We start from the raw sequence: 12296 nt of genomic DNA on the forward strand, positions 1-12296 counted from the left end.
CAGATATCTTTCAATCAGCAGAATGGTCGTGGCTAGCAGCAGCACGCTGGTCAGCAGGGCGCTCCCCCTTTGCCGGTTTAGCCTGATCTTCACTCTTTTTCTCAGCCTCCTTCTCTTTTTCCGGCGCCTTATCGACTTTAAAATACAAAATTGACCTTTTCCCCTTTTCATTGATATGGACCTCCATCAAGCCATCCTTGGCCGCGAATGTTGCCCCCCAGATTGGCAGCAGGGTCATGTTGCCGCCGTCTGTCCCGGATCTTCTGACCCGAAGATTATTTCCGCCATTGTCCATCTCCAAGACGTAGCCAACTTTGTCTATCTTTTCTTCCCCCTTCTTATCTTTCTTTTTCTCTTCTTTGATAAACATGATCTTCAAAGGATTGGTATAGTCAAAATCAATATAAGTTCGCTGGCTGTCCTTTTTCAAAAACTTGGCGAACTGGACGTAAGAAAAGGCCAGTTCATTGGGGTCGTGCCGGTCTTTTTCAAAAAGGGTAAAAAGCTTTAGGCACGATGACAAGAGAGACAGGCAAATCACCGTCACTAAGAGGGCGACCATGGTCTCCATCAAGCTAAAAGCCTTACTTCTGGCAAATCTTCTGCTGGGTTTCATCATACAGGTCTCCTTTGCCGGTCAAGACATACTCATGGTCTCTGACCTTAACCCGCTTGACCGGGCACTCTTTCAGCATCCGGTAGGCCAGGGCCTGGTTGGCCCGCTGGCTTGACTCTTGCTCTAGTTTCTTCAGCCCGCTGAGGCAGTTCACCATGGCGGTTAGCGCGATGCAGACGATGGCCAGAGCGACTACTGCCTCTAGGGCCAAAAAGCCTTCCTGTTTACTTTTCATTGATCTTCCCCCACGACAGCAAAAAGGTATATTTTTTAACATACTCCTCTTTCCCCTGATCGTTTTTTACGATTTTCAAGGTAAACGGCTGGCTGGTGGTCCCGTCACCGGTGATGTTGAAGCCGGTTTTATCACTGAAAGATGTATAGACCGAAACTCCATCCGGAATCTTGAGGCACTCATGCTGGCCGTCTTGAATGACTTCCAGCTTGCCCTGGCTGCTTTGGTTGTAGACTACGACCCTTTTTCCCGTAATGGCGGCACTTCTGATTTTCTCTTGAAAAAGTCCCGCCGCCTGCCGGCAGAAGCAGTCGAAATTGATCTTGTCCTCAAAGCCTTGAAAGCTCATCTCCCCGATACCCAGCAGCATCCCCGCGATAGCCAAGGTTATCACCGTCTCCAGCAGGCTGAAGGCTCTCTGCCTCATTCTCCGCTCTTGGCGAAGTCACCGATCGCCAGCTTCTTATCCTCAGCCTGCTTCTCCTGCTTTTGCGTCAAGTAATGAGCATCCACCATTTCCTGGAAAGAAACCGGAGTCTTGCCCGTATTTTCCTCATATAGCTCCACTTGGGTCTGGATGGTCGTATTAAAAGCATCGTTAGTCCGCTGGTCAGCGCGATCCTTTTGGGCCAGCAAATTCGGCGAGATCAAAAGAACCAGGGTCGCGATAATTGCCACCACGATCACCATTTCAATCAGGGTAAAAGCCCGCTGGCGCTTTGGCCAGAACCGTCTTAAATGTTTCATTTTTTTCCTCCGCAATACTAAAGCTGCTGCATACTGTCGTAAATCGGCAAAAGCAGCTTCAAATACATCCCGATAATGCACAGGCCGATCAAGATAAAGCAGACCGGCTGCACATTGACAATCAGCTTGGACAGCTTTTGGCGCAAGCGGTTGAACAAAAGCCGGGACAAAAGCAGGCACTGCCGGCTTAGTTCCTCCCGCTCACTGCCCGCTTGCAGCAGTATCAAGAGCTCCTGACTTAAAAAAGGCTCTTTCTGGATGACCTCTTCCACCTTCTTGCCCCGCAAGATCGCGTCTCTTGCCCGCCGGCCCACTTCTTCTTGCAGTGACCCCGGCGCCTGCCGGCAAGCAAAGTCGCACATCTGCTGCAGGGAAAAGCCGCTGGCTAAAAGCATGCCCAGGTCATAGGAGATCAAATACTGTCCGTACAAGGCCACCACCGGCCCTAATACCGGCCAAGTTAAGAGCATTTTGAAAGACTGGTAATCCTGCTTTTTCAAATAAGCAGCCGCGATAACGACTAACAAGATAACCAAAACCAGTAAAAAGACCAAAAGCAGCAAGAGCAGGTCTCCCTGCTTGGCGGAGCTTCCAGCAAATTCTACCGACAAAAAGTTCTGCATAAAGATCAAAATCAAGGTCATCATCCCCGCCAAAACAACCGGGTAGGCCAGTTCCCCCTGCAGCTTCTTGACCTGTTCATTCTTCATCCGCCCCAAAAGGGCCAGCTGGGCCAGGGATTCATCCAGCCGGCCCTGGCTAAGCGCCATATCCAGCTGGGTCACCGTCGTCTTGTTAAAGCCCAGACCCGCTAAAAGCTGACCTAGGTCTTCACCTTGCCGCATTTTTTCATCCAGCCGGGCCAGCTGCTTTTTCCGCTTGGGCCAAAGCAGGGGCAAAAGCTGCAGGCTCTTGGTCAAGGAAAAGCCATTCTTCAGGCAGTTGGCCAAAAAAGCCAGCAAGTCCACTTGCTCACTTTGCTTCAGCTTAGCCGCCTTTATATTGCCTTGCCACATTTTCCGTAATCTCTCCTTTCTCCACCAGCTTGCTCAAGTTTTCCTCCCAAGCCGCGAAATTTCCTCTGACCGGCTGGTTTAAAGCGGCCAGCAAGTCCTCCCGGCTGGCTAAGTCCAGCAGGCAGGCTGGCCCCTTTTTGCCTGGCAAAAGGCGCTGGTAAGACACCGCCGTCAGGCAGTTGACCAGCTCGTTATTTTTAACTCCCAGGCTCTCCAGGCGGGAAATGGTTTGGTAGGTACTTTTGGCATGCACTGTGGCTAAAACCAGGTGGCCGCTTAAAGCCGCGTCAACCGCCAAATGGGCCGTCTCTTCATCGCGGATTTCACCGATGATCAAGACGTCCGGCCGGTGGCGCAGGGCCGCCTTTAATAGACTGACATAGCTGATCCCGGCGCCGGCATTGACTTGCGCTTGAAAAAAGCTCTCCTCATACACTTCCACCGGGTCTTCAATAGTCATCACCATTTTCGTCTGGCTGAGCCTTCTGGCCAACTCATACATGGTCGTGGTCTTACCCGACCCCGTCGGCCCGCTGGTCACGATCATCCCTCGCCGCCAGCAAAGGTCCACCAGGTCCTTAAACTGGTCCGGGAAAAAGTACCGGCTTTCCCCCAAAGCATAGATGATCCGGATGACTAATGAGTCCTGCCCCCGGTAGTCACCCACGCTGGATAGGCGGAGCCAATAGTCTTGCCCTGCCAGATTGACGGCCATGCTGCCGACTTGCGGGCGGCGGTGTTCAGCAATATCCATTTCGGCTTGGTACTTGAACCAGTTGACTAGTTCATTGCCTACTTCCAGGGTCAGGTCTGGCCTTTCTTCCAGATACCCAGCCCGCAGGAGCAATTTATAGCCCCCCTTCTTGGGCAGGAAAAAGATGTCGCTGGCCCGGATCTTGACCGCCTCTTCCAGCATTTGCCGGGCTTTGTCTTCAACTTCCACAAGCTTCTCCTTTCTTTTTCTCTTTTTTCCTCCTCCACTTACTAGTACGCCAAAAGTCGCGATTTTTTTCTGAGAAGGCAAATTTTTTCCAAAAAATCGGAAAAGAAGACAAAAAAACACGGCTTTCCTCAGAAAGTCGCGTTTTACGCTATATAGTTTATAAACATTACTTTTCTAGCAGCTGCCGGGCCAAGTCAAAATTGCCTAAGGTGGCTGACCCATTATCAGCCACGACCGGGCGGACAATCAAATCTTCCAGCGCCGGCGTTTGCACATAGTTATTATTGAATTTGTCAAAGAACTCGCGCACGCTCTTCAAATCATCTTCGCCTAAAACTGAGCCGCCAACGATCATCACGTCAGGCCGGGCAACCAGGTAGGCATTAAAGAGGCACTGGGCGATGTAATAGTGCACATAGGTGAAGACCTGATGGTCACGAGGCAAGTCCTCCCCTTTAATTCCCGTCCGACCTTCCAGACTAGGGCCAGCAGCCATCCCTTCCACGCAGCGGCCATGAAATGGGCAATGGCCTGGGTAGTCATCACCTGGATAAGGTATTACCGGCATGTGGCCCATTTCCGGGTGGTTGGCATAACCAACGAAGTGGCCATTTTGAATGATGCCGCCGCCAATCCCTGTCCCAACCGTCAAGTAGAGGTAAGTCTGGTCATCCCGCCGGCCCCGGGCGACATATTCACCGTAGCAAGAGCCATTGACATCGCTGGTCAAATAGACCGGTATTTTTAAGGCTTTTTCAAAAGTCCCCTTCAGATCAGTCATTGACCAGCCTGGCTTCGGGGTCTTGGTGATGTAGCCACTGGTTGGTGAATGCGGATTGATGTCAACCGGACCAAAAGATGAGATGGCCAGGGCATCCACGGGATATTTTTGGAAAAAGTCCCTGCAGGCTGCCAGAGTTTCCTTAGGACTGGTCGTCTTGATCCGGACCTGTTGCAAAATCTGCCCGCTTTCGTCGGCGCGGGCCAGGATGAATTTAGTGCCGCCAGCTTCAATGCTGCCTAGTTTGATAGTCATGAGTTGCCTCCAATTGCTGCTTAATCAAGTTTTGTTTGATAATAAAAGGCCCGATACTTGATCGAGCCTTTGACACTTTAACCAGAAATTCATAAAGAGAAGTTTTTGAAAAGTTTTATAGAGGAAATAGAGTTTAGTGTTTAGTCAAGTGTCATTTCCGTTGCCGGATCAAAGAAGTGAGCCTTGTTCATGTCAAAGCCCAGTTTAACCTTGACACCGGGCTTGACATAATCGCGGGAGTCGACCTTGCAGACTACTTCATTATTGCCAATGTTTGTGTATAATTGGGTCTCTGCCCCAAGGAGCTCAGAAACCGTAACTTCAGCAGTGGCAATATCTTCTGGGAAGGTTTCCATGAACATCTGCTCTGCGTGAATGTCTTCTGGTCTGATCCCCATAACCAATTCCTTGCCTTGGTAGCCCTGCTGGCGCAGCTTCTTCAGCCGCCCTTCTGGCAAGAGGAAGTTCATGCTCCCGTCATCTGACACTACATGGTCACCATTTAAGTGAACCCGGCAGAAATTCATCGCTGGTGAGCCGATGAAGCTGCCGACAAAGACATTGACTGGGTGCCGGTAAACTTCTTGAGGAGTCCCAACCTGCTGGATCTTCCCGTCCTTCATGATGACAATCCGGTCTGCCAGGGTCATGGCTTCAACTTGGTCGTGAGTCACGTAAATCGTGGTGGTCTTCAATTGGTGGTGAATTTTAGCAATTTCGGCACGCATTGAAACACGGAGCTTGGCGTCCAAGTTTGACAAAGGTTCGTCCATCAAGAAGATTGGCGCGTCCCGGACGATGGCTCTACCCAGGGCCACCCGCTGTCTCTGCCCACCGGACAGGTCGGCCGGCTTGCGCTTCAAGTATTCGGTCAAACCCAAGACCTTGGCCGCGTTCTTGATCTTCTTGTCAATCACGTCTTTAGGAGTCTTGCGGATCTTTAAGCCAAAAGCCATGTTATCATAGACAGACATGTGCGGGTAAAGGGCGTAGTTTTGGAAAACCATGGCGATATCCCGGTCCTTGGCCGGCAAGTCATTCATCCGCTTGCCCCCGATCTTCAAGTCCCCCTTGCTGATGTCTTCCAGGCCCGCGATCATCCGCAGGGTTGTTGACTTGCCGCAACCTGACGGGCCAACGAAGACAATGAATTCTTCATCATTGATGTGCAGGTTGAAGTCAGTAACGGAATAATCCTTCGCCTTCTCATATTTTTTGTATACGTGTTCTAAATCAATTTGTACCATTGCTACTCTTCCTCACTTATTCCCAGATTGCTTGCTTAATCCCGTAAATGAAGGTAAAAAGACTTAAAGTCTGCTTTTGGGCAAACAGCTCCAGGCATGAATTATCAAAATTAAGGCTCAAGTCATCACCAGCTGCTGGCAATTGGTATGACCGCTGGTAAATTGGCGAGACAACCGCGACTTGATAGCAGTCCGGCTGGCGGCTGATTTCAATCCGCCCGTTTGTGCCGATCAAGCTCAGCTTCTTGCCAGGCTTGAAGTCTGGCAATTGATAACTTCCATTTTCAACTTCAGGGCCAAATTCCTTCCACTCAGTTACCGGGCTTTGGACCAATTGCCCATCAAGCAGGCTGAGCCGGCGCGGCAAGCCCATCATGCCATTCCAATTATGGCCAGTATCAGCCAGGTAGTCAGCTTGATCCACGCTTCTCAGCCAAGGAATCATGATTCGCCGGCCATCTTTGTCAGTGAATGATTGTGAAGCATAGAAGTCAGGACCGGCGTCGAAGAGCTGCTGGTCAAGCGGGGTCATTTCTCCGCTTTCCCAGTCCATTTCTCCCTTGACAATATTGACTGTGCTGAAGTGACCATCACCATGAATCGTACTGAAGGCCAAGAAGGCTTGACCATCAATTTCAAAATAGTCTGGGCATTCAGTCATCCGGCCCATATATGGCTGGTCCTTCAAGATGGCTGAAACATATTCCCACTTGACCAGGTCGGCTGATTTAAACAGGAGAACCTGCCCGTGACCATTTACCGCCCCGGCAACAACCAGGTAGTAGCTGCCGCCATGTTCAAAGACCTTTGGGTCCCGGAAGTCAGCCTTGGCTAGTCCGGCTGGGCCATCGGCCGCCGTTAAAATCGGGTTTTCGGGATATTTTTCGAAATTCAAGCCATCGTCTGAATACGCCAGGCACTGAGTCTCATCAATCGTCCCGTCACTGGCAACGTGGTGGGCCGTGTAGAGTAGATATAAGCGGTCATCCTTGACGATGGCAGAGCCGGAAAAGACTCCGCCCTTTCTCTCGTAAGCTTGGTCTGGCTCCAGGGCCACCCCCAAGTCTTCCCAGTGCTTCAAGTCCTTGCTGCGGGCATGGTACCAGTGCATGGTATCCCAATGGGCCCCGTAAGGGTTGTACTGGCAGAAAAGGTGGTACCAGCCCTTAAAGTAAATCAAGCCATTTGGATCATTGATCCAGCCAACCGGCGCCGTAAAGTGCTGGTCTGGCCGGAAAGGATCTTGGTCAAGAGCCCGGACTTTTTGATAGATATATTGATTAGCGTTCATTGTCATTATTTGTCACCATTACCTGCTGAGCCCAAACCTTGGACCAGGTACTTTTGCGCGAAAATGTAGACCAAGACCAATGGAATCGTAGAGATCGTCAAGATAGCCATCACTTGGTTCATGTAGACTGGCTGGGTTACATTGACATTGGTAATTGCCACTTGGAGCGGGAACTGGCTTGAGTCGTTTAAGACCATCAGTGGCCAAACGTAGTCGTTCCAGCTGCCGATAAAGGCCAGAGTGCCGACCGTGGCAATGGTTGGCTTAGCCATTGGCAAGAGAATATTCCAGAAGATCCGGAAGCTGCCGGCCCCTTCCATGGCTGCGGCTTCACTAACGCTTTCCGGGATGGCTTCAAAGGCATTCTTGAACATGTAGATGTAGAAAGGACTCGCCATCCCCGGCAAAACAACTGCCAGGATCGTGTTCAGCAGACCCATGTTTTTGGCAATCTGGAATTGCTGGATGATCAAGGTCGCGCCTGGAATAACCATCATCGCGATCAAGATGCTGAACAAAATCTTGTTGCCAGTAAATTTGAACTTGGCAAAACCATAACCGGCCAAACCATTAATGACTAAAGATCCAGCGGTAAGACACAGGGCATAAGTCACTGAGTTCAAAATATAGTGCATGATTGGGAAACGCTTGAACAGTTGCGCGTAAGCCCCAAACCATTCATTGATATTAGCTGATGGCAGGAAGGCCTTCCAGCTGGTCATATTTTTGTAAATTTCTGCTTCGCTCTTCATGGATGAAGTAATCATCCAAACCAATGGGAATAAGAAGAACAAGGCAATCAAAGTAATCAAGACAGTCGTCCAGATCAGATTGAATCTTTTTCTAGTCATCTTTTTGCGCTCTCCCTTCAACCTTTCTTTGAATGATCGTAAAGAAGATAATGACGATACCGTAGATGACACTCATCGCGGAGGCCAGGCCCAGTTGTCTGTCCGTAAAGCCAGTCCGGTAAATGTAGTAGATTGGCGTCATCGTCGCGTTGTCCGGCCCACCCTGGGTCATGATCATGGCTTGGGTCATCAAATTCAAAGCCGCAATCAAGGTCGTAGTCATAATCATCATCGTCGTTGGCCGCAAAGACGGCATGGTAATGTGGCGGAAACGCTGCCAGGCATTGGCTCCATCTAATTCAGCCGCCTCATACAAGCTGTGGGGAATATCCTGCAAACCAGCCAGGAAAATCAGCATTTGGTAGCCAGCTCCCTGCCAGGCAGAAATCCCGATGATGACAAACATCGCCTGTTTAGGTGAAGTCAAGAGCGGCTGCGGACTGATATGAATCAAGCCAAGCAAGTTGTTCAGCAAACCTTGGTCAGGGTTGACAATATACATCCACAAAACGGCAGTAACCGTCAATGAAACCACGTTTGGGGCAAAGAATGAGATCTTAAAGAACATGTTACCCGGCCGCTTTTTATTAACGATCAAAGCTAAGCCTAAGGCCATCCCCAACTGAATTGGGATAATGAAGACCACAAATTGCAGAATATTGCGCAAACTCTTGATAAAGACCGGGTCTGTAAGGGTTTGGATATAGTTTTGCAAGCCGACAAACTTTTTCAGACCTGGGGTCAGCATGTTGTAGTCAGTAAAAGAATAGTTGACTGACATGCAGAATGGAATAATCAAGAATGTCAACAGCAGTAGCAATGCTGGCAAGACATAGAGCCAGCCAACTTGCTTGTGCCAGCCTTTTTGATTCATTTTGTTTCCTCTTCTCAAAAACTCTGTTTACCTGTCAAATGCAAGTCTAGTTCTTTTGGTCCAGGTACTTTTGCATTACCTTGGCCTGCTTGTTCAACAGGCTTTGCACATCGGTATTTGGCTTGTAAGTCGCATCTTGCAGGGTTTCAGCAAAAGTTCTGGTGATTTGCGGGTAGTTGACGATAACTGGACGGGCGTGGCCGCTTTGCTGGTTTTGCTTGATAAAGAATTTGGTTGCTTCATCAGCCTGCTTCAGCATCAGCTTAGAAGTTGACTTCCGGGCTGGCAAAACAGTGTTGGCCATGTCGGTCCGGTAGCTGGCCTTAGTGCCAGCCAGGTAGTTGACTAAGGCCCCAGCAGCCTTCTTGTTCTTGGCTTGGGATGACATTGCATATTGCCATGAACCAGTTGGAGAAACCAGCTTCTTGGTCTTTGGTGATACTGGGTAAGGCAAAACGCCCCAGTCAAGGTTCTTGTATTGGGTCTTCAGAGTTTGCACTTCCCAAGTCCCAGTCATCAGCATCGCGTACTTGCCAGTTTCAAAGCCCTTGTCCTTTGGGCTGACAGTGGTGTACTTGTTCTTAACCAAGTCTTGGATAAACTTCACGGCTGAAGCAGTTTCTTTGGAATTGAAGTAGCCCACAGCCTTAGTGCCAGCCTTGTTGGTAATGTCGCCGCCAGCTGACCAAATAAATGGTGCCAGTGAGTACAAGGACATTTCTGAGTGGTCGTTCAAGCTCATGTTCAAAATTGGCGTCTTGTACTTGTCATGCAACTTCTTGCAGATCGCGTTAAACTGGTCCCAAGTCCATGGCTTGCTCAAAGTTGGCAATTCAGAATCGCTGATACCGGCTGCCTTGAACATCTTCTTGTTGTAGTAAAAACCAATGCTTGATTCTGAGTAGCCAACTGCGTAAAGCTTACCCTTGTAAGTCCCCTGGGCCTTGATAGTTGGCAGGATATCATCCTTCTTGGTGATATACTGGCCAACTGGTTGGATAATCTTAGCATTGGCGTAAGCCGCCGTATTTGGCCCGTCCAAAGTCAAAACATCTGGCAAACTGCCGGAGTTCACGGCCGCGTTCAGCTTGTCTTCATAACCGCCACCTGAACCTGACCGCGGGATATACTTGACAGTTGCATGATAGCCATGCTTGTTGCTCTTGTTGAAATCCTTGATGTTCTTGGCCAAGGCCTTGCCTTCTGGGTCAGTATTTGAGAAGTGAACCCACATGGTAATGTCCTTGCTGTCAGCGTTTTTTGATCCATTTGAGCAGGCTGTCAAGCTCAAGCCAGCCAAGGCTGCCACCGTCATCACGCCAATTTTCCAATGCTTCATATTTTTTCCTCCTATGAATTTGAAACGTTTCAAATTCCATCTTATTTAAAAGTGGCCGAACGATTTTTGACCACTTTTTGAAACGTTTCATTTTACAATATTAACTATAATAGCGCTTGCAGGAGATGTCAAGCGCTATTATAGAAAATATTTTTATTTTTTGCCAGGTATTTTTATCAAGGCATGGGATCTTTGAGCAGCTTGTCCCAGTCTTGGCTGCAGTTATTCTTAGTCGTAAAGCCTTCGACAAACTTGACTGGGAAGAAGATGTGCTTTTCCTTCATCATTGGATTTTCCAGCTTGTCCAGGGCCAATTTAACGGCCATCTCTGCCATCGCCTTGATCGGCTGGGCAATTGTTGAAACCGGCAACCGCTGCTGTTCAGTCATCCTCATGCCATCATAGCCTACCAGCTGCAGCTGCTGGGGGACTACGATGCCACGGGCAAAGCTCCAGCGCCAGACATCATATAAGAGTGTATCCGTATTGCAAAAAAGCCCATCGATCTCAGGGTGCTGGTCAAACAGCTGATCCAATAAAGGGAAAAAGCTGGCAACCGGTTCTAGTTCCCGGATTGCCAAAATTGGCAGCTCTCTTTCTTTTAAGTAGTCACAAAAGCCTTCATACCGGCGTCTGGTATCGTTGGGATACTGGTTGTAGCTGCCGACAAAGGCTAGGTGTCTGGCCCCGTGCTTTAGCAGTTCGGCCGCAGCCATGCGGCCCCCTTCATAGTTCTGACTGGCGACGTAAGAAACCCGCTGTTTATAATAACGGTCAATCGAAATAAAGGGCAGGCGTGAATCAACATATTTATCGATATCACCATAGCTGATTCCAATAATCGCGTCAATTTTGTTTTCCTTGACCATTTGGATATAATCCAGTTCTCGCTTGGGATCAGCGTCATAGTCGCAGAGCAGCATTTTATAGCCTTGCTTATCTAATGCCTTTTCCACGTGATAGGCAAATTCCGCGTTAAAGGAGTTCCAGATCGTCGGCACCATCAAAGCGATTGTCATCGACCGCTGAATCTTCAAGCCGCGCGCATACTGATCCGGGATATAGTTCAGTTCTTCAATTGCCTGCTTGACCTTGGCCAAGGTGGCTGGCTTGATCCCGCTGGCATGGTTGATGACTCTGGAAACCGTCCCTAAACTTACTCCAGCCTTCTTGGCCACGTCCTTCATTGTCGGCATTTTAACCACCCCGATTTGTTTATTGTCCTGTATTTAATATACGCTCTTTTTAATATACGCTCTTTGTCCCAAGTCCGTCAAAAAACACGGCTTTCCTCAGAAAGTCGTGTTTTGGATAGCTTAATTTACAGCTTGCTTATTCTTCGTCTTCAGCTGCAGCGGTGTAAACGTTGGAAACGTCATCGTCGTCTTCCAAAGCGTCAACCAGCTTTTCGAATTGTTCCTTCTTGTCGTCTGGAACCGGAGTGGTGTTTTGCGGCACCATGGTCAGTTCGGAAACTGCCAGCTTGTAGCCGGCCTTTTCCAAAGCATCGCGGACAGCAGTGAAGCTCTTGGCGTCAGTGTAGATTTCGTAAGCGTCGTCGCTGGTTTGCAGGTCGTCGCCGCCGGCTTCCATAACGTCCATCAGCATTTGGTCTTCGTCTGCGTCAGTAGTTGACCGGTCGATTACAATGTAGCCCTTGCGGTCGAACATGTAGGCAACTGACCCCGTAGCACCAAGGCTGCCGCCGTTGCGGGTGAAGGCCACGCGTACGGATGAGGCAGTCCGGTTCTTGTTGTCAGTCAAGGCTTCAACCAGGATGGCAACACCACCCGGTGCGTAACCTTCGTAAGTTACTTCATCGTAGTGTTCGTCTGAGTTGCCTTCAGCCTTCTTGATGGCCCGTTGGATGTTGTCCTTTGGCATGTTGGCAGCCCGTGCCTTGTCCATAACCAAACGCAAGCTTGGATTACCTGAAGGGTCAGGACCACCACTCTTTGCAGCCATGTAAATTTCACGGGAGAGCTTTTGGAAAACCTTCCCTCTCTTAGCGTCTTGCGCATTCTTGCGGCCTTGAATATTGTGCCATTTTGAATGTCCTGACATTTAGGATCCTTCTTTCTGTAATTAATATAATCAACTT

The 12296-nt window shown here is 49.4% G+C and carries 14 protein-coding genes; all 14 read right to left on the bottom strand.

Going from position 1 to position 12296, the window contains the following annotated elements:
- Positions 1 to 10 precede the first annotated feature (10 nt).
- Positions 11 to 616, bottom strand: coding sequence for a hypothetical protein (locus tag Q0J41_RS02405; RefSeq protein ID WP_366937237.1), 606 nt, complete (start codon positions 614 to 616; stop codon positions 11 to 13).
- Positions 585 to 851, bottom strand: coding sequence for a type II secretion system protein (locus tag Q0J41_RS02410; protein ID WP_296225683.1), 267 nt, complete (start codon positions 849 to 851; stop codon positions 585 to 587). Before Q0J41_RS02410 ends, Q0J41_RS02405 begins: the two co-directional genes overlap by 32 nt.
- On the bottom strand, positions 841 to 1278 hold the full coding sequence (locus Q0J41_RS02415; protein WP_296225686.1) for a type II secretion system protein: 438 nt from the start codon (positions 1276 to 1278) through the stop codon (positions 841 to 843). Before Q0J41_RS02415 ends, Q0J41_RS02410 begins: the two co-directional genes overlap by 11 nt.
- Entirely contained in the window at positions 1275 to 1598 is a 324-nt protein-coding gene (comGC, locus tag Q0J41_RS02420) for a competence type IV pilus major pilin ComGC (protein ID WP_296225688.1), read from the bottom strand. The genes Q0J41_RS02415 and comGC overlap by 4 nt, the downstream gene beginning before the upstream one ends.
- A 17-nt stretch (positions 1599 to 1615) precedes the next feature.
- Positions 1616 to 2614, bottom strand: a complete 999-nt coding sequence (locus Q0J41_RS02425) for a type II secretion system F family protein (RefSeq protein WP_296225691.1) — start codon at positions 2612 to 2614, stop codon at positions 1616 to 1618.
- A complete protein-coding gene (comGA, locus tag Q0J41_RS02430) occupies positions 2586 to 3557 on the bottom strand; it encodes a competence type IV pilus ATPase ComGA (protein ID WP_296225694.1) in 972 nt (323 codons plus the stop codon). The genes Q0J41_RS02425 and comGA overlap by 29 nt, the downstream gene beginning before the upstream one ends.
- A 166-nt stretch (positions 3558 to 3723) precedes the next feature.
- On the bottom strand, positions 3724 to 4593 hold the full coding sequence (locus tag Q0J41_RS02435; protein WP_296225697.1) for an ROK family protein: 870 nt from the start codon (positions 4591 to 4593) through the stop codon (positions 3724 to 3726).
- Positions 4594 to 4733: 140 nt separating this feature from the next.
- On the bottom strand, positions 4734 to 5840 hold the full coding sequence (ugpC, locus tag Q0J41_RS02440; RefSeq protein ID WP_296225699.1) for a sn-glycerol-3-phosphate ABC transporter ATP-binding protein UgpC: 1107 nt from the start codon (positions 5838 to 5840) through the stop codon (positions 4734 to 4736).
- 16 nt (positions 5841 to 5856) lie between these two features.
- Positions 5857 to 7131, bottom strand: a complete 1275-nt coding sequence (locus Q0J41_RS02445) for a glycoside hydrolase family 32 protein (RefSeq protein ID WP_296225701.1) — start codon at positions 7129 to 7131, stop codon at positions 5857 to 5859.
- 5 nt (positions 7132 to 7136) lie between these two features.
- A complete protein-coding gene (locus Q0J41_RS02450; protein WP_296225703.1) occupies positions 7137 to 7982 on the bottom strand; it encodes a carbohydrate ABC transporter permease in 846 nt (281 codons plus the stop codon).
- Positions 7975 to 8856, bottom strand: a complete 882-nt coding sequence (locus Q0J41_RS02455; protein ID WP_296225705.1) for a carbohydrate ABC transporter permease — start codon at positions 8854 to 8856, stop codon at positions 7975 to 7977. Before Q0J41_RS02455 ends, Q0J41_RS02450 begins: the two co-directional genes overlap by 8 nt.
- Before the next feature lie 46 nt (positions 8857 to 8902).
- Positions 8903 to 10195 carry a sugar ABC transporter substrate-binding protein gene (locus Q0J41_RS02460; protein WP_296225707.1) on the bottom strand — a complete coding sequence of 431 codons (1293 nt, stop codon included), beginning with the start codon at positions 10193 to 10195 and terminating at the stop codon, positions 8903 to 8905.
- Between the two features lie 176 nt (positions 10196 to 10371).
- Positions 10372 to 11391 (bottom strand): LacI family DNA-binding transcriptional regulator, encoded by a 1020-nt coding sequence (locus Q0J41_RS02465; RefSeq protein ID WP_296225709.1) that lies wholly within the window; start codon positions 11389 to 11391, stop codon positions 10372 to 10374.
- Positions 11392 to 11527: 136 nt separating this feature from the next.
- Positions 11528 to 12259: a YebC/PmpR family DNA-binding transcriptional regulator gene (locus Q0J41_RS02470; protein ID WP_296225711.1), complete on the bottom strand. Its 732-nt coding sequence runs from the start codon at positions 12257 to 12259 to the stop codon at positions 11528 to 11530.
- Positions 12260 to 12296: the final 37 nt, after the last annotated feature.

The organism is uncultured Lactobacillus sp. (genome assembly GCF_944327175.1).
Taxonomy (GTDB): domain Bacteria; phylum Bacillota; class Bacilli; order Lactobacillales; family Lactobacillaceae; genus Lactobacillus.

Bases quoted from the DNA above. Each gene is read 5' to 3' on its own strand.
- Q0J41_RS02405 (WP_366937237.1), bottom strand. From the start codon at position 616: ATGAAACCCAGCAGAAGATTTGCCAGAAGTAAGGCTTTTAGCTTGATG.
- Q0J41_RS02470 (WP_296225711.1), bottom strand. From the start codon at position 12,259: ATGTCAGGACATTCAAAATGGCACAATATTCAAGGCCGCAAGAATGCG.
- Q0J41_RS02450 (WP_296225703.1), bottom strand. From the start codon at position 7,982: ATGACTAGAAAAAGATTCAATCTGATCTGGACGACTGTCTTGATTACT.
- comGC (WP_296225688.1), bottom strand. From the start codon at position 1,598: ATGAAACATTTAAGACGGTTCTGGCCAAAGCGCCAGCGGGCTTTTACC.
- Q0J41_RS02435 (WP_296225697.1), bottom strand. From the start codon at position 4,593: ATGACTATCAAACTAGGCAGCATTGAAGCTGGCGGCACTAAATTCATC.
- Q0J41_RS02465 (WP_296225709.1), bottom strand. From the start codon at position 11,391: ATGCCGACAATGAAGGACGTGGCCAAGAAGGCTGGAGTAAGTTTAGGG.
- Q0J41_RS02455 (WP_296225705.1), bottom strand. From the start codon at position 8,856: ATGAATCAAAAAGGCTGGCACAAGCAAGTTGGCTGGCTCTATGTCTTG.
- Q0J41_RS02445 (WP_296225701.1), bottom strand. From the start codon at position 7,131: ATGAACGCTAATCAATATATCTATCAAAAAGTCCGGGCTCTTGACCAA.
- Q0J41_RS02460 (WP_296225707.1), bottom strand. From the start codon at position 10,195: ATGAAGCATTGGAAAATTGGCGTGATGACGGTGGCAGCCTTGGCTGGC.
- Q0J41_RS02425 (WP_296225691.1), bottom strand. From the start codon at position 2,614: ATGTGGCAAGGCAATATAAAGGCGGCTAAGCTGAAGCAAAGTGAGCAA.
- ugpC (WP_296225699.1), bottom strand. From the start codon at position 5,840: ATGGTACAAATTGATTTAGAACACGTATACAAAAAATATGAGAAGGCG.
- Q0J41_RS02410 (WP_296225683.1), bottom strand. From the start codon at position 851: ATGAAAAGTAAACAGGAAGGCTTTTTGGCCCTAGAGGCAGTAGTCGCT.
- Q0J41_RS02415 (WP_296225686.1), bottom strand. From the start codon at position 1,278: ATGAGGCAGAGAGCCTTCAGCCTGCTGGAGACGGTGATAACCTTGGCT.